Here is a 23156-nt window from a genome sequence, read left to right as displayed (position 1 = left end):
TTAGAAAGAGAAGGCGGCAGAGGAAAGAATCCTCTGCCGCTTTTTTATGCGTGGAACAAGTAAAGAAAGTGAAAGGAATGTAAAAAAGGAGAAATTGATAGCGCTTACTTATGGAAATTATAATGAATTATACATAATTTGGAGATGCCTTGATAGAATCGTCTTCATTAAAAATCTAATGACGAGGGTGCTGATGGGTTTGATGGTACATAAATTTTGCAGTCTGAAATGGCTGTCCATAGCCGGACTCTTCATCTTGATCGTGGTGACGATCCTTTTAATCGCAAAGCCTGCATTTACACAAACACATCATGAAGACGCTTATATCGCGACAGTTGACGGAGTAGAGATTCATGTAAGCGAATTTCAAAGAGCCATCGATGCCAATCGAGCAGGTATCATCAAGTATTTCCATGAAAAATATGATGCTGCACCGTCGGCCGCATTTTGGACTACGCCATACGGAGGTAACGAGATTCCGCTTGAGTTGATCAAAAAGAAGGCGCTCGAAGATAGCATCGATCAGAAAATTCGACAGATCCTTGCCAAAGAGCAGGGAGTGCTCCCCGATATCAGTTACGCCGGTTTTATGCAAAACTTCAATCTTGAAAACCAAAGAAGGCAACAAGCCATCAAGAATCATCAGGTAATTTTCGGTCCTGCTCAATATACGGAGGACGCCTATTATGAATACATGATGGCGAATACGGCCTTATCGGTCAAGAACCATCTGATGGAACATGACTGGAAGCCGAGTGAACAACAGCTGATCACGTTTTACGAGGCGAATAAGAGAAGGTTGTACCATGCACCCGCAACGGTGAAGGTACGCCAATTATCGTTATCTTTTCTGGATGCCAATCGGAATGTCGATACACTTCTCAAAACGCAGGTGAAACGGAAGATTGAGAAGGCCAGGGAGAAAATCTCATCCGGGATTTCTTTTGAGCAAGCCGTAAAGGGCATTAAACAAGATGACCGTGTTACGGAGGAGGTCTATAACTTGGATAGTTACAGGCACAATGTCAGAAGTCCGGTAGCGCAAGCTTCGGCTGACCTTCTTCCAGGGGAGGTAAGCGAAATTATTGAAGAGAACGGTCGCTTCTATCTCATGCAGTGCATGGAGAAAGATCAGTTAGGTTCCAAGTATCTGGCATTTGACGGTATAAGAGAACAAGTGTTAAAGGACTATATCGATACCCAATTTGAGGAGTACGTACGTGAACGGTTAACCGATGCGAAGGTTGTATTGAATGAGGAGTTGTACAGAAATTTCCTGATGTAATCGCCGATTTGGCATTACATATATAACAATGAAAGGAATGAAGAGGATTGAGCCAATCGTTTTTCAAAAAGCTTATCTGTATGGTTTCGATTTTTTCTTTCGTTTGCAATTGGGTTACCGTTTCACCGTCGACCGCTTTAGCTGCGGGAACCACATATTATGTGGACAGCACAGGGGGAGATGATGGGAATAACGGCACAAGTCAAGCCTCTGCATGGAGATCGTTGGATAAAGTGAACGCGACTACCTTTGCCCCAGGCGACAAAATCTTGTTCAAAGCCGGGGAGAGTTGGAACGGCAGACTGTGGCCTAAAGGTTCAGGTTCAAGCGGAAATCCGATCATTATCGATATGTACGGTTCCGGAAGCAAACCATTAATCGCAGGAATTACGTCCGAACTGGAAGCCGTATTTTTGAAAAACCAGGAGTACTGGGAAATCAACAACCTGGAGGTAACAAACAGCTCGCCGCTGCCTTTTGATCGAGATTGGGAGAATCCGCGGGGCCAAAGGCGCGGTGTTTATATCTTGAATGAGGAAGCTGGTTTATTGAATCACATCTATATCAAAAACATGAACATCCATGATGTCGATGGATCGTATACCACACGCTCCGGGGGGATTATTTTCGATTCGGTTGGGTCGATGACACCCAGCGCTTTTAACGATGTTCTCATTGACGGTAATATACTGACGGACGTGGATGCCTATGGTATATACATTGGCTCCAATTGTATCTTGCGCTACGGAATGGGCGATTTATGGCCTTGGGTGCCTAAACCATACGGGCCCTGGACGCCGTCTACCCAAGTGAAAATATCCAATAATACGGTCATCAGAGCAGCAACAGGCGGCATCGCGTGGAATGTCACCGATGGAGCGGTAGTCGAGCGCAACACCGTTCAACAAGCTACGTATTTGGCAACCAACGCTTCCATTTGGTGGGCGTATGCGGACAACAATCTCGTTCAATTCAACGAATCGTTTGCCAGCGTGAACGGCGCGGAAGACGGGCATGGCTTCGACGTGGATGCAGGAAACATCAATTCGTTGGTTCAGTACAATTACAGTCATGATAACGCTGGCGGCTTTATGCTGTTCGTAAACGACACGTACTACACAATCAATACCATCGTTAGATACAACATTAGCCAAAACGACAGAAAAAGCATATTCCGATACAGCGGTTCCATTGATAACGTCTATAACTACAATAATACGATATACGTAGGAAAATCATCCGGCAACCCGGTCATGAGCGATTACTTCACCAAGGCTTCGGGTGCTCCGCGCAACATTCATAACTATAATAATGTGTACTACAGCGTCGGCGATAAGGGATGGGATTTGACGGGACAGACGTTTGACTACAACGCATATTACGGAGGGAACACACTCGTACAGGCCGATGCCCATAAGATAACGGACGATCCGAGATTCGTTGATCCCGGTAGCGGCGGGAATGGCATGGATACAGTACATGGGTACCAATTGCAAGCGAATTCGCCACTCATTGGAGCAGGCATTCGTGTAAGCGATAACGGAGGGCGGGATTATTTCGGCAACCCGATATATAATGGCGCTCCCGATATCGGTGCCCACGAATACGAGGGCAGTGTGCCACCAGCCGGGAACATGCCTGATCCGATCGTCATCGTTCCGAAACGGCCAGCCAGCACACCTGTTGACAATCTGGCTACGCAGGCAGCTGCTAGTACGACATTTGAATCGTCCTCTTCAGGTCCGATCGAACATATCATCGATAATGAATACGACACGGCATGGGAAACCGGCATTACGCCTTCATTTCCGAACGATATCACGCTCGATTTCGGCGAGCAAACGCTGATCGCCAACCAATTGAAGTTAAATACTAGATACGGGCAAGAATGGGGAATCACGAACTTTGATCTTGAATACAGCAATGGTTCGGGATGGATACCCCTGCGCACAAATATTAATCTGACTTGGGATCTGAACACGGGGGCAAACGAGATCAAATCCGTGGAATTTCCACTTACTCGATTCTCTAAAATCAGATTGAAGGTCCATGACGGTGCTAACCAATCGGGGCGAATCGCACTGAACGAGCTTGAATTGTATAACAATCCCGAACTGTCCAAAGATATGGTCACCACAACCTTTGCTACGGGGGCAGGCACCATTACCAGCATCATCGACAACAATTTGAACTCTGCATGGGGAAGTACCGGTGATATTGCCTTCCCGGGTTATATTACCCTTGACTACGGCAATCATAGCGTACCGGTCAACAAGGTTACGTTAGTTACGTTTTTTGGAATCGGGCAAGGCATCACTAATTTTGACGTGGAGTATTTCGACGGTAGCCGCTGGGTAACGGCTTTATCTGACGCATCGATCGAATGGGAGTTTAATGACAGCACCAAAGAGCGCCAGGGCGTTTCTTTTCCAACGGTAAACGCCAATAAACTTCGATTAAAGGTGAATGACGGGAATCGGATATGGGGAAACATTGCATTAAATGAACTCATCGTTGAGCATACCTCTGATAACGTCCCCGTTACCGGAATTACGCTTGACAAACCGGAGCTCGTGTTTAATTCCTCTTCCGGCCGAAGCGTAGGGCTCCGAGCAACGGTTTTGCCTGATCATGCAACCAATAAGAATGTGACATGGAGCACGAATCAAGACCAGGTGGCAACGGTAGACGATCATGGCATCGTGACAGCAGAAGGTGAAGGAAGGGCTGTCATCACGGCTACGACGGACGACGGTGATTTTCAAGCCTCCAGCCATATTACGGTGGATTGGACAGCTCCGGAGATTATGATAAGCCAAGTCGCATCCTCCGAATTCAACACGGGTGTGTTTCAACCCGAATTTGAAATGGCAGATACGCTGTCTGGTGTCGACCAGGCAAAAACCGAAGTCATGTTGGATGGGAAGGTCATAACGGATCTAATGGGTATTCCTTTATACAAATTTGAGTTGGGTACACATACATTTACGATAAAGGCTGTGGACATAGCAGGGAATACATCTACACAATCCGTAGACTTTCAAGTGAAAACAAGTTATGCCTCTCTTGAGGAACTGGTTCAACGTTTTGCAGACGAGGGAACAATCAACAACAAAGGGTTTGCTAACAGTCTGCTGAAAAAATTGCAAAAACAAAACCTAAGCAGTTTCATTTCAGAAGTCCATGCACAAAAAGGGAAACATATCTCCACCGAGATTGCGGAATATTTAATACGTGATGCAGCAACGCTCCATAATCCATAGCAGATTATTTATTCGCCGTCATCCATGCCATTATATTGCTGGCGGACTCATTAGATTCATAGCCTAAAACTCCATTATTCTCATAGCTACGGCTCATGCGCAAACTTCCTTGCATGTGAGACCGTAGTTTTTTTTGCCAGTTCATACTCCGTTCATATTGTCGTTACGGGGAGTACATCTTCATTGGTTAAGATTTCATTAGCGGCACATGGAGGAAGCCTAACCAACCGATCAGGACAGGAGAAGATGAGCGTGACACAAACTGAGAAAGTGAATACGAGGAAGGGGAAGAAATCCGAGAAAGCACGAAGTATATTGCTAAAAATCATTGGAGCAATCGGTATTGCCATCTTTCTTTTTCTGGGCATTGTGTATATCAGCAATGTGATCAGCAGCCATTCCGAAGCGAAGCGAATCGAGCCCTATGGCCAACAGGTATCTGTCGATGGCAAAAACATGAATGTATATATTCAAGGAGAAGACGAAGAAACGATTGTACTCCTTCCAGGTGCCGGAACAGCAGCACCCGCTCTTGATTTTAAGCTGCTGATCGATGAATTATCTCCATTTTATAGAGTTGTTGCCGTTGAACCTTTTGGTTATGGCTTAAGTGATGGAACCGATAAAGAACGAACCACGGAGAACATCGTAAGTGAAGTCCATGAAGCTCTACAGCAGCTTAATATTAACCGTTATACACTCATGGGCCATTCCATTGCAGGCATTTACGGAATTGATTATGTGAGCAAATATCCAAACGAGGTAAACGCATTTGTCGGCATTGATAGCAGTGTTCCGACACAACCAGGCATGGACGTTAAATTCCCAATGAAAAAGTTCGCGTTTCTTAAAAAATCAGGTCTTATGCGATTGATGATGAAGCTCGGTCCCGATCCTTATGCTGCTCTAGCATTTGATGACCATACCAAAGAACAAATGAGATTGATTACGAATAAAAACGCGTTAACCGCCACGATTTTTAACGAGATGGAGCATATTCCTTCTAATTTTAAAGGGGCTCAGGATTTAACCTTCCCTAAAGATCTTCCGCTTCTTCTCTTTGTACAAGCGGATAATCCAGACTTTCCAACCTGGATTCCATTGCATGAAGAGCAGGTAAAGGATTCTGACTACGGAAAAGTAATACCCCTTGAAGGAGAGCATTATTTGCATCATACCGAGTACAAAGACATTGCAGAAACCTTTAGCGAATTTATCGAAGAAGTAAAGGAGGGGCAAGCCCTTTAACGAAAATGTGCATAGAATGGATTCAATGAAAAAGCCGGGCTTTCCTTCTATGAAGGAATCCGGCTTTTTGTTGGATCAATGAGTTATCTCTTTGAAGGCGTTACCGTTTTGTATTCGATAACTTGCAATACTTTCGGTTCAATAGCTTTTAACATTTGATCATTTGAAAGGTTGTTGGCAGGAAGTTCGCCATTCGCTTCACTTTGGATTTGCAAGTCAACCTGTGATTGTGCAATGACATCCACAACCTGCTGCTTCGAGACATTTTTGGATGCTGCAACCTCCACTACGGATTTACCTTTAGCTATTTCTTGCTTTAGTTCAATCGGGCCCATGTTGAGTAAGGAAAAAAGTTTGTCGTCATTCAAAAAGGCATCTGCAAAATAATCAGGCTTGCCATCCGTAGTGAAGAAACCTTCTACTTTATCGTCTGAGGACGACGTTTCACCTCCAATCAGCGAAAGACTGATGGAATGGTCCTGAACCAGTACCTGGTAGAAGGGGGCTGTTGATCCCTTTTGGGTGTAATTCAGCATCAACGTTTTCTGATCCGGGTTCTCCATTGGCTCCATAGCAAACTCATACGCTTCGATGCTGCCGTATAATGCATGGATCAGATGATCGGCCTTCGACTTGATTTCCTGTTCGGTTAAAGCCGTCAGCGGCTTCTCCTTAGGCTCCCAATTCTCTTGAATCACGTGTTCGATCTCACCCGTCACACTGTTGGTATGAAGGGCTATCTTTTTGCCGGTTCCTCCTTTTTCCTGAAGGATGATGCTGGTTTGGACACCTTGAACGGTGCTTGCATCGATGATCTCAAACTTTTTGGTTTCGGGAAATGCGCGGTACAACTTCTCAAGGGTAGCTTTGCCAATCTCATCCGTCTTGACTTGTTCAGCGGTCATCGGCGTTCTGGTCAGCATTTCAATCAGGGTAGGTGCAGCAAATGCTGCGGTTGGAATCAAAATCGCCGTTGCTACTATTCCAGCTATAAAACGTTTTTTCATGGTTTTTCCGCTCCTTTGTCTTTGCAAATATTGTGTATAGGATTGCTCGATTCGGTTGGTAATGGCTTGAGGGCAATCCAACGTTTCTGCTTCTTTGCGCAGATGCTCTCGGATTTTGCGTTCAATAGTCATTGATCTTTTCCATCCTTTCCGGGGGGAGATTCCATATGTTTTTTCGAAGTGCCTGGATGCCCGCATGACATCTGGACTTGACGGTACCCAGCGGAATATCGAGTAGGGTCGCAATCTCCTCCAGCGTATAGTCGTGAAAAAAGCGGAGGATAATGACCGTTCGCTGTTTATCCGTCAGTTTGTGGATGGCCTGCGATATCATTTGGTTCGTCCCGTCCATTAACACCGAAGGTTGATCCCAATGCGACTCTTCCCGGGCGAAGGCACGAATGCGCTCGAAAATTCGGAATCTCCGCCAGCGCTTGACTCGAAATCTTTGCACTTGACGGATGACGAGGCCATGCAGCCAGAAATGGAAAGGTCGGTTCGTATCGTAATTGGCCAGCGACGTCCACATTTGCATATAAATCTCATTCATGACATCTTCCCGGTCCTGCGGATGATCCACCAGAAAGGAAACGGTCCGGTAGACGTCCTGATAGGTGGCATCATACATCGCATGAAATGCCTGTTGATCACCGTCTTTCATTTGTTTGAGTAATTGGAACATATATTCACTTTGCATTCAGAGGGCCCTCCTGGGTAAGCAGCTTACACCCTATATTGTCTCTCTATCGAAAAAAGGTTCGGGTTTTTGATTATTTTTTCATAAACGATCGCTGCGTTACTTTAAGTTTCAAAGGCGATGTAAGCTGGAGGAATTAACATTGGTTGATAAAATGATGACTCGGCAGTCTCTATTATAGAAGCGCTGGATATGAATTTACTATGGAATACGTGGAAAAGTAGAAGATACTCTATCTGCTGGTCAACAAGGAATAACTTAAAAACCTCGTATCCTTCACGGATACGAGGTTTTTTTAATCATGGAGGGGGTTTGAAGATCCATGCCAAGCAAAATCAATGTGGGAAGGCGTTGAATACACGCTAAACATTGCGGAGCCTCTTGGGATCCAGGGTGATCAATCTGAAATACAACGGAGTAGACCTCCCGGACGAGAAGGAGCTGGATGTGGTCATGAACAGCTACCGGGCAAGCGGAGGTGGAGACTACTTCATGTTCCGGGGCAAGAAAGTGATTCGCGAGATTCTCATCGATACCGCAGAGTTAGTAGAGGAGTATATTTCAGGACGTGGGTTCATAACGGCTTCTTGCAATCGCAATTGGAAAGTGGTCGTCGAAGCCAATGTCTCGCTTCCAAAGATCGCGAAATAAATTCATCTATTGATGACAATACTTGTCACTATTAGCGATTATGATTGATCTGAGCACGTCATCCGATTTCCTCTCTCGGGGGGAAGGAACGTGTAACCGATTTTACCAAGCAGAGAACGAGTTTCTCAAGGAGGGATGGGGTTATCATGTATAGAACCGTTGCCGATTTCATCACGGAATGGAAGGACGAAGCCGCTCTAACGCAAAGGATTTTAAACAGTTTGACGGATGAATCCTTACAGCAGCAAGTATATCCTGAAGGGAGGACGCTCGGAAGGATTGCATGGCACTTCGTAACGAATATTCCTGAATATTTGTCTGAATTTGGCCTTGTCATCGAGCAGATACCAAATTCAGCAGAAGTACCCGCGGCGAAGGAAATCGCGGAGACGTTTAGGCTTCTAAGTTCCGACGCAGCAAAAGCAGTTGAAGAACAATGGACGGATGAGACGTTAACGCAGGTTCAGAATGCTTTCGGTCGTCAGGAATCCAATGCTACCATCTTCATGGGATTGATCAAGCATATTGTCCACCATCGGGGACAGGTTACCGTTCTGATGCGACAAGCGGGATTGAAGATCCCGGCGGTATATGGTCCTTCAAAGGAAGGGTGGATTCAAATGGGAGTGGAACACCCGCCGCTGTGAACCTGTACGAGCTTGTTAAACTCGCCATTTGCAAGCAAATGAAGCCGCGAATTTCGCGGCTTTTTTTGTTGAATCTTTCCCTCCCGCAGCGAGGATTTTATAGTAAAATGAAATTTGTGGGTTTTATGATCGATCAGGATCGTGAATTTTCTGGTAGAGGAGTTATTGAGCAAGGTGAAAAAATTATATTCAACATGGTTCGGGAACTACTGGAGCCCCTATCTGGTTATGGCTATGGCCGGTATTCTCAGCGCCGTCTATTTCGGTATCACCCATACGGTTTGGGCCGTAACCGGTGAGTTCACCCGTCTGGGCGGGCATCTTCTGGAATTCGTGGGGGTGGATGTTTCCGGCTGGGCGTACTTCGACCTTGTCCATATGAACGGCACGACCTGGACGCGGACCGACGGATGGATCGTCTGGGGCATGTTCATCGGAGCCCTGATTACGATTCTGCTAAGCGGCAATTTCAAGATCCGCATGCCGAGACAGAAGCGGCGGTATGTACAGGGGTTTGCCGGAGGCATCATCGCGGGTTTCGGAGCCCGACTGGCCCTGGGCTGCAACCTCGCTGCCTTTTTTACCGGTGTGCCTCAGTTCTCGCTTCATGCCTGGATCTTCATCGTGGCTACGGGGGCAGGCACTTTCCTGGGTGCCAAGCTGGTCAACACAAGGTGGTGGAAAGGCAAGCCCGTGCTGAAAAAAGGCGGCAGCCTGCCGAGCGTTAAACAGGGTAAAAACCGGCAACCGCTCTTTGGGGCGGTACTCGGTCTGACTTACCTCGCGCTGATTGTCTGCTTCTATGCAACGGGCCGCACCATGCTGGGGACCGCCGCCCTATTCGGCGCAGCGTTCGGCATCTTGATTGAACGAGGGCAGATCTGTTTCACTTCCGCTTTTCGTGATCTGTGGATCAGCGGCCGGGCCACGATGACCAAAGCGATCACTTTGGGCATGGCAGTCAGTTCCGTCGCCACGCTGGTCATTATTCTTGTGTACGGATTAGAGCCGATTACGAAAATTGCCGCTCCCAGCACCTTGATTGGCGGACTGCTGTTCGGTCTGGGCATCGTCATGGCCGGCGGCTGCGAAACCGGCATGATGTACCGTTTGATGGAAGGACAGGTTGTCTTCTTGCCTGTGTTTATCGGTAACATTGTAGGAGCTACCGCATTAGCATACGCTTGGGATCACATGGGGGTATACGATCTGCTTGTGAAGAGCGGCTCGCCTGTCAACCTGATCACCGCCATGGGTCCGGCGGCTGCTTTAACGGTTACGCTCATCGTACTCGGGGTCGGATTCGCTGTCGCCGCGTACTGGCAAAAAAACTACCGCTTCGGCGTAGGATTCAAGAAAGGGGATGCAACCCATGTCCGTTGATTTTACTCTGGATCTCCGGGGGGAATCTTGTCCTTACCCGGTCATCTATACACTCGAAACGCTGCGTGATATGAAAAAAGGACAAATGCTTCAGGTCATTTCAGACTGTCCGTCCGCGTTTCGGAACGTGCCGGAGGAAGTCGTCAAGCACGGCTACACCATGGCACAGGAACCGGTCAAAAATGGCCAGGAGTTCAGCCTGTTCATTCAGGCGTAACAGGATCATCATATTTGCAGGAAAGCCCCCTAGTGAATGGGGGCTTTTTCGCGTGCATACGGGACTTGGGAATCCGAACTTCCTTTGGCAGCATGGTTGCTGCCGTTTTCACTTGCAGAAGGAACATGAGCGGTGACTATGTTACAGGTTGAGTGCTTGCAAACCGTGTCCTTTGTCACGGCTTGGGTGTGAAGAGAAGGGGGATCGCCGGTCGGATTTTGTTCATGGCGCGCTCTTTAGTCTCATCCAGCACATGGGTATAAATCTGCGTGGTGGATATATCCTCGTGTCCGAGGAGCTCCTGCACAGCACGCAGATCAGCTCCGTTGCGCAGCAGCTCGGTGGCAAAGGAGTGTCTTAACTTATGAGCGGATAGAGATTGCCCGGATAACTGCGGAAACTGCTCGGTCATCGCCTCAAACGTCTTCTCGGCTATCGTCTGCACCATGCGTTTACTGATTCTGCGCCGAAACTGCGATACGAAGAAGGCGTTATCCTTTGAGCTTCTGGGTGCCATCCGTTCTTCCAGGTACATTTGCAGCAGCTTGTTCAATTCGGCGGGGAGGGGGATGTATCTCCATTTATTTCCTTTACCCAGCACTCCGATGCTGGAGTTCTCCAGATCAAAGTCCGATACATTCAGCTTCACGATCTCGCTAACCCGAAGACCCGCATAAGCCATAAGCGCAATGATGGTCACGTCTCGAATTTTATATCTTCCTTCAATCCCGCTCAGGCAAGCATCCAGAATCGGCTTTTGAAGATAGGTAGGCTGACGGTTTTTCTCCACCTTGGCTTTTTCGATATCCATGGCAGGATTGGTGCTCGCCAATTTGAAACGGATCATGACTTTATAGAAGAGACGGATGGCGGACTGGCAGCGATTTCGATATCGTGCGCCGGCACCGCTTTCCCGCACCTGCGTCAGATAATACATCACATCAATGTCTGTGATATCCGTAATGGGTTTCCCTTCAAGGCTGTTCAGAAAGTGCTTGATATCATGAAGATAGGCCTGTTGTGTATCCTTGGCGTATTCGCGATCCTTCATATAGGAGAGAAACAGCTTCATTTCCCGCTCATAGTGCTCAAAAACTTCGGTATAGTTCATCGCTTCACACCCGTCCAATCGTTTAGAACAGAAATTGCATTAAATATAGATTTAATGCAATTTTTATTATAGCAAAATCGAGCAATTTGGCAAAATGATAGCGGCCGTCCAGCGTATGCCAGTTGCAAATTCCGTCAATGGAGTGGAAGCCGTCAACAAAGTCGTAGTCGTGGGAAAATATAAAAAGCACGCCAAGTCCATATCGATGGCTAGGCGTGCTTTGTCGGAGAGTTGATTCGATAATCTCAGTACTCGATTTTAAGAGTGTCATCAGGAAGATACACGCCCTCGGAGCGGGTAATCGGAAGCTTCTGTTCCGCGGAGAAGCCGATGGTTTCCCCGTCCCTTAGCGTGACGTCCTGCTCCACGATGTATAAAGCAATGTCCACCAGGAATTCACGGAGCTCGGCAGGGGTCGCCTGGCTGTCCAGCACCTCGATCTCATCCTTGCCGAAGGCTCTGAGCCCATAGGTATATCCGTTGATTCCGGTTTCGGTGCCAACTAAACCAAAATATAAGAGATTTAACAGGGGAAACAGATCTTCGGTCTTCATCGTTTCGGCCATATCGATATAGAACTCAGGCTGAAATACGGTGCCGGACGAGTAGAGCCCGACGGCATTCGGCAGCTTCAGGCAGCTGGCCGCCAGTTTGGCGTACACTTTTCCGCTATCCAGCGGAGACGCGGAGCGCTTCAGCACGGCCAGAATAAGCTGGGCAACATGGGTTTGGGTGACCTCGGCGGCCTCGGGCCACAGGTAGTTCCCTTGAGCGTAATGCTCGGCCTCGCCATCCGGCACCGGGGCATTGATGAAGCTGACTGCAATCATGCAGCCCTCCGCCTCAAAGACCAGCATGCCTTCCTTCTCCTCTTCGGCGCTGCCGTCTTCCGGGGAGCAGGAGATGCTCCAATCGCGCAGAAGATTGGCTTGGATCTGCTCCAAATCGCATTCTGGCGAGTTCAACAGAACGAAGCCGTTGAATATGCCGGATGACGTTTGGTTGTCTGCCGCGTCATCCTCTGGATTCTCCGCCGATTCATACTGCGCCGCCTGTTGCATCCAATACTCCCGGATCATATTGACCATGGATATCGCTTCCTCCTCCGCGGTGGCAGGATGATAAGGCCGCATCTCACTGAATACATGACCGCAATGCTCGGTGTCCGAGGCATGTTCATAACCGCCGCACACGCCAACCAGCCATTTACCAAGCATGGATTTCTTATATTTAAATATGTAGTAATGCATGCCATGGAGATTGAATTCTCCGGCTAATTCGATTTTTCTGGGCTTATGTCCAAGCTCTCGTTCATTTGCCAGCCATTCGATCATGGCTCGCTTGGCCGCTTGCTGTTGGACTGTCGTCATGGGTTTCTCTCCTTAACTATGTGTGATATATTAACTGTTATATTTTACAAGCTATTGAATGGCTCAGCAATAGAGGGAAATTGCTAGTCTATGACCAGAAGATGGTATGACCATTGCCGTCTTCACATATAACTGGCAGGATGGTTACATAGAATGTGGAATAGGGTGTTTCGTTAAAATTATAAAAATGCTGAGATGGCATGAGAGGTGAGAATGTGAAACTTGCAAGGATTTCATATGAACAGAAGAGCGTATTGCGCAGCCTCATGGAGTTATATCAATACGATATGAGTCCGTATGAGGATGACAGCGATAATGACGTTAACGAGTACGGTCTTTACGATTATAAGTATGTAGACCATTACTGGACCGAAGAGGGACGCCACCCTTACTTTGTCAAAGTATCCGGGAAGCTTGCCGGATTTGTGTTGGTGAGGGAATTAGAAGCATCAGATCTTTCAGATCCCGGTTACTCCATGGCAGAATTTTTTATTCTTAAGAAATACCGCAAGCAGGGTATCGGCAAACAGGCGGCATTCCAAGTATTCGAATGGTTCAGGGGGAAGTGGAGCATCGCTTGGTTGGAAAAAAATCTGCCGGCGCAAAACTTCTGGACAACGATCATCTCGGAATATAAGGCGGGCGAATATTCGGAAACCACGTATGCAGGCAACCCTGCCATCGAATTTTATTCTTAGCATTCAGCACTTACGAAAAGTTCTTGTTAAGCGAGTCGGACGATTGTATTATGGAAGGAAAAGTAGCCGGAGATGATCTTATGAGCAGGATTCAATTCTCAGTTCAAGTTCGATTGGTATCCGATCTTTCCCGATCCAAGCAGTTTTATGAAGAGGTGCTCGGTTGTGAAGTGAACGATGTTTGGGCGGTCAGGGATGATTTTGCGCTAGGTTTCAAACTGATTCAGGCGGCAACGATGACGGACGTTAACCCGAATCCGCCAGGCCAGGATCAACAGACACCTTGGGATACATACGCCTATGTGGATACGCACCGCGAATTAGACGAGTTGTATGAAGAACTAACCTCTCGCGGGGCAGAAGTGGTACAAGAGCCTGTGCTCATGGAAGCAGACTGGGGCGTGTGGAAGGATTTTGCGATCAAGGATCCGGACAATTACGTGATTGCATTTGGCTCCGGTAAAAGGAACTGACGGTGTGATGATGGACATCGATCTGAAGCGGATTTTGATAAGCAGCGACCCTTCCCTCCTGGATATGGATGCCATTGTACATTTTTTGCGTCAAAGCTATTGGGCTAACAAACGCTCCGATGAAAAAATTAAGAAATCGCTAGAGGGCTCAACATGTTTTGGCGCCTATATCGACAACCGGCAGATCGGATTTGCCAGGGTCGTGACCGACGACGCAACCGTGTATTGGTTATGCGATGTGTTTGTGGATGAGTCTTATCGTGGGCATGGCATAGGAAAGAAATTAATCGAAACGATTACCACCAGCGATGACTACCGAAATTTATTCGGCATCTTGTCGACGCGGGATGCCCATGGTCTATACGAACAATATGGATTTGTCCGCGATCACGGAAAAACGTTGACTCGATTGCCGGACTTTCTGAGAAAAGCATAATTTTACATAAGAGACGACATGTGATACAAGCAAAACCCTGTTAAGGAAGGGGTACTTTCATCTATGATTATTTGGGTGAACGGTGCATTCGGCTCGGGCAAAACCCAGGCTGCGCATGAGCTGCAGCGAAGAATACCGAACTCGTGCGTGTACGATCCGGAGAATGCAGGTTATTTCATTCGCGATAATCTTCCGAAGGATGCCACACGCGATGATTTTCAGCATTATCCGATGTGGAGGGAGTTTAACTACTCCATGTTCAAGTATATGGACCAGGAATCCGATCAATTGATCATTGCTCCGATGACCATATCAAACGCGTCATATTTCGATGAAATCGTTGGGAACCTGAGACGGGATGGCGTTGTTGTCCGGCATTTCACCTTGTGTGCTTCCAAGGAAGTCCTGCTAAGACGATTGCGGAGCCGAGGGGAAGGTGCGAATTCGTGGGCAGCGCAGCAAATCGATCGGTGCATGAGCGGATTCTCGAATGAAGTGTTCCAGCGTCATATCGATACCGATCATCTGTCAATCGACGAGGTGGTAGAAACCATCGGTGCTTTGGCCGATGTGAAGCTATTGCCCGATAACCGCAGCAATAGCAGGAAGAAATTCGACCGTTTAAAAACCAAGTTTGCGCACATTCGGTTTTTTGGATAACCCAAGGGTTGTGATTGATCAAACCATATGAAAAAAAGACGATTTCTCTTGACGAGAAGTCGTCTTTTTTTGTGCATTGAACATGAATGAAATCCTGACCTATTAAAATATTTAAATACAGCTAAATATTTTGCCTATGCGAAAAATAGATCCTGATTGCTCGGATATTATGGATTAAATCAAGCTTTTGAAGAAATGAAATGAGATACCGCGTGTACGAATTTATAAAATAACATTGACAAAAACCTAAAGATGGATTATTTTTTGTACATAGGAATTAAAGTTGCATTAATGCAAAACAATTGTACGACGGCAGGACGAGGTTTTCATTTACATTAGAATGGTCGACTCATTATTTATTTGGAGTGGAGGAGAAGAAGATGAAGAACAAGAGGACTAGTAGAGGCAGGATATTTATGGGGGCAGCCATTCTGGGTTTGTTGCTGGTATTATCCGCATGCGCATCGGGAGAAGCGAAGCAGAGCGGAGCGGCAACCGAGCAGGCCGACAAGAAAATACGCGTGGTAACCACTATTGGACAGATTGCGGAACCCATCTCCGTCATCGGAGGAGATCGGGTGGAGGTGCTGAGCTTGATGGGACCTGGCGTCGATCCGCATTTATATAATGCCACACAAGGCGATATCAAGAAGTTGGATAGCGGGGATGTTATTTTCTATAGCGGACTTCATCTGGAAGGCAATATGACGGAAATCTTCGAACAGATCGGAAAAAACAAACCCGTGCTGGCGATAGCGGACGCCATCCCGAAGGATCGGTTGCTTCAGGATGACACGCAGGCGACCGATCCCCACGTATGGTTTGATATCGATCTATGGAAGACCTCCTTGGACTCTGCAGTGGAAGAGCTGAAGTCGCTGTCTCCCGCCGATGCCGACTATTTTGAAGAGAACAAGCAGAAGTATTTTGCGCAATTGGATGAGCTGAAAGCGGAGGCAAAAGATAAGCTGGGGCAAATACCGGAAGAGCAGCGGGTCATGGTTACCGCTCATGATGCCTTTGGGTATTTCGGCCGTATGCATGGTCTGGAAGTCGTCGGCCTTCAAGGCCTGAGCACTGAGGATGAAATCGGCCTCTCGGATATTAACGGCACGATCGACCTACTGCTGGAACACAAGGTGCCTGCCGTATTCGTCGAGTCCAGCGTCAACCCGGCATCGATCAATGCCGTCATTGAAGGAGCTGCCAAGAAAGGACTAAATATTAAGCTTGGAGGCGAGCTCTTCTCCGATGCCATGGGCGAGACGGGAACGACGGAAGGCACTTATATCGGAATGTACCGTCATAATGTCGAAACAATCTATCATGCGTTAACAGGAAGTGGTGAATAAGATGTCTGTACTTGAAGTTCAAGATCTCCATGCATCGTATCGAAAAAATAAAGTGCTTCACAACGTGTCCTTCAGCGTGGAGCAGGGCTCGCTAACCAGCATTGTCGGGCCGAACGGTGCCGGCAAATCCACCTTGCTGAAGGTCATGCTGGAGCTTCATCCGAAGCTGTCGGGGAATGTTTCCTTCTTCGGGTCCAGCTTAAGCCAAACGAAAACCCGCGTCGGCTATGTGCCGCAGCGGGGGTCCGTGGACTGGGATTTCCCGACCGATGCATTGGATGTCGTCATGATGGGTTTGTACGGACGGGTAGGGTGGCTGAAACGGCCAAACAAGAGCCATAAGGATAAGGCGATGGCATCGCTTGATCAGATGGGCATGGCAGACTTTGCCGACCGGCAGATCAGTCAGCTCTCCGGCGGACAGCAGCAGCGCGTATTTCTCGCAAGGGCGCTCGTTCAGGATGCCGATCTCTATTTCATGGATGAGCCGTTAGCTGGAGTCGATGCCGCAACCGAGCGGGCGATTATGACAACCCTGAAGGATCTGAAAAAGGCGGGCAAAACCGTGATGGTGGTCCATCATGATCTGCAGACGGTTGAAGATTATTTCGACCATGTGCTGCTGTTGAACCGTACGGTCATTGCGCACGGGAAGACGGAAGACGTCTTCACGAAGGATCAAGTTTACCGCGCATACGGCGGTTCGCTTCGCTGGATGAAGGAGGCGTAAAGCATGCTCAATTCATTATTGTCGCCGAACACACAGTGGGTACTGTTAAGCACGTTAATCCTGGGCATGGCAGCCGGCATGATCGGCTGTCTTGCCTATTGGAAGCGGCAAAGCCTGATGAGCGATGCATTGTCTCACGCGGCGCTGCCGGGTGTCGTGATCGCATTCGCTTTGACGGGAAGCAAGAACCTGCTGGTCATGATTCTCGGGGCAGCCGCCAGTGCTTTAATCGGGGCCTGGATGATCCAGTGGATTCGGACTTCCAGCCGCATTAAAGAGGATACGGCGATGGGCATGATACTATCCGTGTTTTTCGGTTTGGGCATTATGCTGCTGACGATCGTGAACCGTACGGGCGGCGGGAATCAAAGCGGACTGGATAACTTTATTTTCGGGCAGGCGGCATCCATGGTTCGCAAGGATGTGGTTACGATGCTAATCCTGGCTGTTCTGGTCATTCTCGTTGTCTCGATTGGTTTTAAAGAATGGAAGTTATTTCTGTTTGATCCCGATTTTGCCCGGGGGTTAGGGCTGAACGGCAGACTGATGAATACCCTCTATATGGGAGTGCTCGTTCTCGTCATCGTCATCGGCATTCAGGCCGTCGGCGTCATATTGATGGCGGCCATGCTGATCATTCCGTCCGTCAGTGCAAGATACTGGACACAATCCTTCAAAATGATGGTCATTCTGTCGGCTGTATTTGGAGGCGGCGCCGGGTTCGTCGGTACACTCGTGAGCACTCTGGGAAAAGGATGGCCTACAGGGCCCTTCATCGTTGTAGCTTCCTCCGTGTTGTTCACGATCTCTCTGGTCTTCGGCGCAGAGAAGGGTCTTCTGATTCAGGCTCTGCAGCTCCGCTCCCAGAAAAAAGAGCATAGGGACGCGGGCAGTCAAACCGTTCTTGGTCCCCGGATTTCCGAGAGGGGGAGCAATCAATGACTTATACCGCATGGATCTTACTCACAGCCTCGCTCGTCGGATTGTCCTGCGGCATCGTCGGCGTGTTCCTGATTCTGCGCCGAATGGCGATGATGGCCGATGCCATCAGCCACACCGTGCTGCTCGGCATCGTCACGGCGTTTATCGTCACCCGAGAACTCAGCGGTCCGCATATGCTGGTCGGTGCGATCATAGCCGGCCTGCTGACGGCGGTACTGGTTCAATGGTTTCATTCCCGGGGCGTACAGCAGGACGCATCCATCGGCGTTGTTTTCACAACCTTGTTTGCCATCGGCGTCATCCTGATTGCGACCCAGGTTGGCAACGCCCATCTGGATACAAAGCATGCGCTCATGGGCGAAATCACGTTTGTGCCATGGGATGTGATGCACGTTCCGCTTCTAGGCGAGGTACCGAAAGCGACCTTTATGCTGGCAGCCGTTCTCTTGGTCGTGCTTATCGTGATCCTGGCATTCTATAAAGAATGGAAGATCACCTCCTTTGATCCGGCACTTGCGGCCAGCATCGGCATTCCCGTCGTGCTTATGCATTATGTGTTCATGTCGCTCGTCTCCATCACAACGGTGGCCTCCTTTGATGCCGTGGGGGCGATCATGGTGGTGGCTATGTTAATAACGCCTGCCGCGGCTGCTTATCTATGGACCGATAAACTCTCCATCATGCTGGCGCTAAGCGGGGCCTTTGGCGTCATATCGGCATTTATGGGCTATTATATCGCGGTATGGCTGGACACCTCCATTTCGGGATCCATGGCATTCGCAACCGGAATCGTATTTATCATCAGCTTTCTGTCCTCTCCGCGACATGGCGTGCTTTCCCGTTATATTCATAAGTTCAAAACGCATGACAGGGAGAAGAAAGTGGAAGGAATTTCTTAATGTGAGATATTGAAAGAAGCTTGGGGGATAGGCTGCCCGGCTTCTTTTTTTATCTGCGACATACAGCGTGGTATAATTGGAAAAAATCACCTCCGCCTGTGCCGGAGGCTTCATGAAGGAGTGAGGTACCTATGCAGTTAGAGTCCCCTAGACTGACGATCCGCGATTTCCGGGATGAGGATTTTGCGAGTATTCATGCCTATGCTTCAGATCCAAGAGTGACCGAGTATACGATGTGGGGACCCAATACGGAAGAAGATACATGGAAGTATGTAGGGGAAATCCGCCGAATGATAGAGCAGAGCCCCCGTGACAGCTACGAGCTGGCGATCGTATTAAAGGATGGCGGCCAATTGATCGGAGGCGTGGGGCTTCATCGATCCGATACGAATGCAGAGCTTGGATACTGTCTGAATCCCGCTTATTGGCGGCAGGGTTATGCTACCGAGGCCGCTAGGGTCATGTGCCGCTTCGGCTTCGAGGAACTGGGAGTCAACCGGATCTATGCCACCTGTCGGCCGGGAAACGTCGGGTCTGCTAGCGTCATGCGTCACATCGGGATGAAGCAGGAGGGGCATCTACGGCAGCACTTATGGTTTAAGGGCCGTTATCATGATTCCTATTTATTCTCCATCCTGAAAGAAGAATTCGACGGGAGGAAATGACCAACCGTCTTGAAAAGGAGCACCTGCCCGTATGGTAAATAGCGAGTTATTGATCCGCCATAACGGAATATCGATTTACGAGGAAACGTCAGGCAAAGTGTATTATACCAAGGAAAATTATGTGTCCGTTGTTGTTCTGGCAAAGGATGGCGATCAGCTGCTGCTGATCCGTCAATACCGAGCGGCCGTGGATGATTACGTTATTCAGCTGCCTGGCGGCGGCGTAGGCGAGGAAGAGGACCTGGAATCGGCGGCTCGACGTGAAATGCTGGAGGAAACAGGCTTCATCTGCGGTGAGCTTCACTACCTAGGCAAGCTGTACCCGGCGTCCTGGAGGTGCAACGAGATCGCTCATGTCTATTATACCGATGAGGTAATAAGCCAATCCGGCCAGCAGCTCGAGGGATACGAGCGCATTGACGTGGTACGTATGAGCGTCACGGACTGCTGGCACGGGATAAAGGAGAATAAGCTGCAGGATTCCGAACTGATTTTTGCCATGATGCAGGGCTTGCTTAAGGAATTCATTCAGCCATCATAATACGGAGTTTCTTGATTAAATGGATTTTGTAGAGATTTTCATGATTGTGATAAGTATCGTAGTTTCCATCATTGTTATTCGTTACGCCATCAATTCATCCAAAATCATCATTAGAATGGATGCCATGCTTCAAGAGATGAGAGCATTGAGAAAAGAAATTCAAGAGATCCGTGCCAATGAACATATTATCGATAAAAAAGTTTAGTTATCAGTCAAATTCATTGGAATTATACGGCTGCCTTTAGTGTAGGTTTCATTCTACGCCATGGGCAGCTTTTTATTGTTAATGATGGACGTATTCATCATTTTGCATGGTCCTGCAAACTTGTCGAGGAGGAGTCGAATATACTCTATTACGAGCGGATAAGGAGGTCGACATTATGGGAAGGCACTTGCTGATCTATGACGTGCCCTGGTGGATCCTGGGTAAGAATGCCAAGGTTATTCAGCAATATCATCCATCGTTGGACCTCATGTCTATGAGCGAATTGGATCTCTATCTTGAACACAAAAGCAGTGGAGAGTTGAATCACCAATATGATCACATATCCGCCATGTGTCTTGGCATTGCGGCTTATTGCGTTTTCAAGAATATCCGCATCGATTCAGCGGCAGCCGTCTCCTATTATTACTTCAGTAAACACTACGAAACCTATAGGGAATGGAAGGATGAACTCGTTCCCGATCCTGACTTTCTCAGGCTGGTCCTTCCTAGAATCGGAAAGCTGGGCGCTATAAATCGGAGACTGGCCTCCATCTTGCAGGCTGTAGCGCCGAACACATCTGTGGAGTATATCGGTCATTTCGTGGATGACAAATTGTTTCAGCCATTGCCTATGGCTCGAATAGACAATGCTCCATTCGTGATCGGATGGGCCGGAGATCCCTCGAAAACCTCTAAAAACTACAATACTTTGTATATGCGGATTAAAGAGCATTTCAAGAGTGACGAAGGAATCGCTTTTATCGAAACTTCCGGTGCTCACACTTACGAAAGCATGCCGGGTTTTTATCATAAGTTGAACTTGTTGTTGAACACGGGAGCCAATGAAGGAAGCGGGGCTACTGTGCTGGAAGCGTATGCTTGCGGGGTTCCCGTTCTTTCCACGAATGTCGGTAATGCAAAAGATGCAGCTCACCCGGCTGCCCATGGACTGATATTGGATAGTGACTCTCCCGAAGATTTTATACACAAGATTAACCATTGGAGAAGTCGGACGGATGAACTTCGAGAAATCGGGTTAAGGTGCAGGAGTCATATAGAGTCAGGTTGGAGGATCGACCATGCGATGAGCCGATGGCTCCGCGTTTTGTTTCAAATTTAGTCAAGCTCTGCAGGTGAGGAGGAAGAAAAAGATGTTTGACCAAGTTTCCGTTCTGATTCCCTACCAGTCGGATCAAGGCGGGCCGAGGGATGCTGCGCTCAGGTGGGCGCTGGATTTCTACTCACGGACGATGCCGGGCATAGAAGTATGCATCGGTGAGGTCTCCGGTAATCCATTCAGCAGGTCGAAAGCCATTAACCGCGCAGCCCGCCAAGCCACCAGAGATGTATTCATGATTGCCGACTGTGATATCGTATATGATCCCAACCTCGTGCTGGAAACGATATCTTACGTGAATGATCGTCAATGGGTTATCCCGTTCAGTCGTATATTACGGCTGCCGGAGGACATCTCGCAAATGATCCTGTCTCAAACAGCGGATTGGCCGATCCCAACGATACTGGGAAATAGAGATGAGAACAGCGCTTATTACCTGGGAGGGTTGAATGCATTAAAACGAAATGCGTTTGATGCGGTGGGGGGATATGATGAACGGTTTATCGGCTGGGGCGGGGAGGATGAGGCCTTCGCATACGCAATGGACACCCTTATCGGTACCCACGTTCGATTGGAAGGTGAAATGGTGCACTTTTGGCACCCGTTTGTTGGACCAGAAGGCAATCCCCATTATGAAACCAACTATGCCTTGTACAAACAATACAAGGAGGCAAGGGGGGATGTTCAGTCTATGCGCAAACTGATCGGCAGAGGTTAAGCGTAGGGCCAGAACAGGAAGGAGAGGATTTTCCATGAAGCTGTCGGTCATTGTACCGGTTTTGAATGAAGAAACGTTCGTCCCTTTATATATCGAAAGCGTGAGCCGTTTTGCTCATGAAATCATTATGGTCGATGGAGGAAGCACGGATGGCACTTTGAAGCATATTGAGCGCCTGCAGGATCGTTATCCAATCCGGTTGTTTCGTTTGCAGCAGAATGGAATGCCTTACACCGATGATTGGAATGAATCCCAAGTACGTAATTTCCTGATCGATCAAGCTCAGGGAGACTGGATTATGAATCTGGATATCGATGAATTGATGGATGATCGTTTTCAAGAAGCGCTGCCGGAGCTTATGGCCAACGCTGACGTGGATATATACCAGTTCCCGTTCGTCAACTTTTGGGGAGATCCGTGGACCATTCGAGTGAATAGCCCAGGGGATGAGCGATGGTCCAATGATATAACGAGAATGTGGAGGGCGAATAAAGGGATTCGTTATCGTGATGAGAAGCATCATTGCACGCTTGAGGCGGCAGAAGGGCAGAGCATATGGAGTATTCCAAGAGGGCGAAGCGATGTGAATATATACCATTATCATTATGCTTTGGGACGTAAGATCAAATTTAATGACAACCGGAGAAAAGACGTTAATTTACTTGAAAACGAAGGCGTGCCAGATTGGAGTTTTAAGCATTCGGAATACGAGATAACCACAACTCCCTTTCAAGGTCGTCATCCAGAAGTCATTCGGCGTTACTTAAAGAAAATGGCAAAAGAGCCTCATTCAAATTAAACGCCATGACCATGCTTCTGAACGAACTTCAGAAGCATGGAT

25 protein-coding genes are annotated in these 23156 nt (G+C 48.1%); 21 read left to right on the top strand and 4 right to left on the bottom strand.

From position 1 onward, the window contains the following. The first annotated feature begins 202 nt into the window (after positions 1-202). The 3 genes from RB298_RS19645 to RB298_RS19635 all read left to right on the top strand — a co-directional run bounded on the left by RB298_RS19645 (position 203) and on the right by RB298_RS19635 (position 5796). Positions 203-1285: a peptidylprolyl isomerase gene (locus RB298_RS19645; protein WP_486048168.1), complete on the top strand. Its 1083-nt coding sequence runs from the start codon at positions 203-205 to the stop codon at positions 1283-1285. Positions 1286-1446: 161 nt separating this feature from the next. Continuing rightward, a complete protein-coding gene (locus RB298_RS19640; protein WP_486048144.1) occupies positions 1447-4548 on the top strand; it encodes an Ig-like domain-containing protein in 3102 nt (1033 codons plus the stop codon). A 252-nt stretch (positions 4549-4800) separates the two neighbouring features. After that, on the top strand, positions 4801-5796 hold the full coding sequence (locus tag RB298_RS19635; RefSeq protein WP_486048142.1) for an alpha/beta hydrolase: 996 nt from the start codon (positions 4801-4803) through the stop codon (positions 5794-5796). An 83-nt stretch (positions 5797-5879) separates the two neighbouring features. Here RB298_RS19635 and RB298_RS19630 read toward each other — a convergent pair whose 3' ends face one another. Both RB298_RS19630 and RB298_RS19625 read right to left on the bottom strand, forming a co-directional pair. Next, a complete protein-coding gene (locus RB298_RS19630; protein WP_486048140.1) occupies positions 5880-6935 on the bottom strand; it encodes a hypothetical protein in 1056 nt (351 codons plus the stop codon). Further along, the gene (locus RB298_RS19625; protein ID WP_096773628.1) at positions 6925-7500 is read right to left on the bottom strand and encodes a sigma-70 family RNA polymerase sigma factor; all 576 of its coding nucleotides are present in this window, start codon (positions 7498-7500) and stop codon (positions 6925-6927) included. The genes RB298_RS19630 and RB298_RS19625 overlap by 11 nt, the downstream gene beginning before the upstream one ends. 393 nt (positions 7501-7893) lie before the next feature. Between RB298_RS19625 and RB298_RS19620 the strand changes: the two genes are divergently transcribed. From RB298_RS19620 to yedF, 4 genes are all read left to right on the top strand, one after another. Further along, complete coding sequence (locus RB298_RS19620; protein ID WP_486048138.1) at positions 7894-8151, top strand: hypothetical protein; 258 nt, start codon at positions 7894-7896, stop codon at positions 8149-8151. A 146-nt stretch (positions 8152-8297) separates the two neighbouring features. Beyond that, positions 8298-8798 carry a DinB family protein gene (locus RB298_RS19615; RefSeq protein WP_486048136.1) on the top strand — a complete coding sequence of 167 codons (501 nt, stop codon included), beginning with the start codon at positions 8298-8300 and terminating at the stop codon, positions 8796-8798. Between the two features lie 228 nt (positions 8799-9026). Next, complete coding sequence (yedE, locus tag RB298_RS19610; RefSeq protein ID WP_255250530.1) at positions 9027-10181, top strand: selenium metabolism membrane protein YedE/FdhT; 1155 nt, start codon at positions 9027-9029, stop codon at positions 10179-10181. Beyond that, positions 10171-10398, top strand: a complete 228-nt coding sequence (yedF, locus tag RB298_RS19605; protein ID WP_192571981.1) for a sulfurtransferase-like selenium metabolism protein YedF — start codon at positions 10171-10173, stop codon at positions 10396-10398. The genes yedE and yedF overlap by 11 nt, the downstream gene beginning before the upstream one ends. A gap of 175 nt (positions 10399-10573) precedes the next feature. Here the strand turns inward: yedF and RB298_RS19600 are convergent, their stop codons facing one another. Next, positions 10574-11509, bottom strand: a complete 936-nt coding sequence (locus RB298_RS19600) for a tyrosine-type recombinase/integrase (protein WP_096773632.1) — start codon at positions 11507-11509, stop codon at positions 10574-10576. 245 nt (positions 11510-11754) lie between these two features. Further along, complete coding sequence (locus RB298_RS19595) at positions 11755-12879, bottom strand: DUF4261 domain-containing protein (RefSeq protein WP_486048135.1); 1125 nt, start codon at positions 12877-12879, stop codon at positions 11755-11757. Positions 12880-13094: 215 nt separating this feature from the next. Between RB298_RS19595 and RB298_RS19590 the strand changes: the two genes are divergently transcribed. From RB298_RS19590 to RB298_RS19525, 14 genes are all read left to right on the top strand, one after another. Beyond that, positions 13095-13577 carry a GNAT family N-acetyltransferase gene (locus RB298_RS19590; RefSeq protein WP_096773633.1) on the top strand — a complete coding sequence of 161 codons (483 nt, stop codon included), beginning with the start codon at positions 13095-13097 and terminating at the stop codon, positions 13575-13577. Positions 13578-13657: 80 nt separating this feature from the next. Beyond that, the gene (locus RB298_RS19585; RefSeq protein WP_145036252.1) at positions 13658-14050 is read left to right on the top strand and encodes a VOC family protein; all 393 of its coding nucleotides are present in this window, start codon (positions 13658-13660) and stop codon (positions 14048-14050) included. Positions 14051-14060: 10 nt separating this feature from the next. Further along, positions 14061-14486, top strand: coding sequence for a GNAT family N-acetyltransferase (locus tag RB298_RS19580; RefSeq protein ID WP_192572649.1), 426 nt, complete (start codon positions 14061-14063; stop codon positions 14484-14486). A 63-nt stretch (positions 14487-14549) separates the two neighbouring features. Further along, positions 14550-15146 (top strand): AAA family ATPase, encoded by a 597-nt coding sequence (locus RB298_RS19575; RefSeq protein WP_036663100.1) that lies wholly within the window; start codon positions 14550-14552, stop codon positions 15144-15146. Between the two features lie 380 nt (positions 15147-15526). After that, positions 15527-16498, top strand: a complete 972-nt coding sequence (locus tag RB298_RS19570) for a metal ABC transporter solute-binding protein, Zn/Mn family (RefSeq protein WP_096773635.1) — start codon at positions 15527-15529, stop codon at positions 16496-16498. A gap of 1 nt (position 16499) precedes the next feature. Next, entirely contained in the window at positions 16500-17228 is a 729-nt protein-coding gene (locus RB298_RS19565; protein ID WP_096773636.1) for a metal ABC transporter ATP-binding protein, read from the top strand. A 3-nt stretch (positions 17229-17231) separates the two neighbouring features. After that, positions 17232-18170: a metal ABC transporter permease gene (locus RB298_RS19560; RefSeq protein ID WP_096773637.1), complete on the top strand. Its 939-nt coding sequence runs from the start codon at positions 17232-17234 to the stop codon at positions 18168-18170. Beyond that, positions 18167-19069 (top strand): metal ABC transporter permease, encoded by a 903-nt coding sequence (locus tag RB298_RS19555; RefSeq protein ID WP_375119767.1) that lies wholly within the window; start codon positions 18167-18169, stop codon positions 19067-19069. The genes RB298_RS19560 and RB298_RS19555 overlap by 4 nt, the downstream gene beginning before the upstream one ends. Positions 19070-19200: 131 nt before the next feature. Continuing rightward, on the top strand, positions 19201-19734 hold the full coding sequence (locus RB298_RS19550; RefSeq protein ID WP_036663096.1) for a GNAT family N-acetyltransferase: 534 nt from the start codon (positions 19201-19203) through the stop codon (positions 19732-19734). Positions 19735-19765: 31 nt separating this feature from the next. After that, complete coding sequence (locus RB298_RS19545) at positions 19766-20275, top strand: NUDIX hydrolase (protein ID WP_096773639.1); 510 nt, start codon at positions 19766-19768, stop codon at positions 20273-20275. A gap of 19 nt (positions 20276-20294) precedes the next feature. Beyond that, positions 20295-20480, top strand: a complete 186-nt coding sequence (locus tag RB298_RS19540) for a hypothetical protein (protein ID WP_096773640.1) — start codon at positions 20295-20297, stop codon at positions 20478-20480. Positions 20481-20655: 175 nt separating this feature from the next. Further along, positions 20656-21600: a glycosyltransferase gene (locus tag RB298_RS19535; RefSeq protein WP_096773641.1), complete on the top strand. Its 945-nt coding sequence runs from the start codon at positions 20656-20658 to the stop codon at positions 21598-21600. A 31-nt stretch (positions 21601-21631) separates the two neighbouring features. Beyond that, on the top strand, positions 21632-22315 hold the full coding sequence (locus tag RB298_RS19530; RefSeq protein WP_375119768.1) for a galactosyltransferase-related protein: 684 nt from the start codon (positions 21632-21634) through the stop codon (positions 22313-22315). A gap of 34 nt (positions 22316-22349) precedes the next feature. Beyond that, positions 22350-23114 (top strand): glycosyltransferase, encoded by a 765-nt coding sequence (locus RB298_RS19525; protein WP_096773643.1) that lies wholly within the window; start codon positions 22350-22352, stop codon positions 23112-23114. The last annotated feature ends 42 nt before the right edge of the window (positions 23115-23156 follow it).

Origin of the sequence: Priestia sp. BR_2, from assembly GCF_041954005.1 — a bacterium.
Taxonomy (GTDB): Bacteria; Bacillota; Bacilli; order Paenibacillales; family Paenibacillaceae; genus Paenibacillus_AQ; species Paenibacillus_AQ lautus_A.
This window is presented reverse-complemented; position numbering and strand designations above follow the sequence as displayed.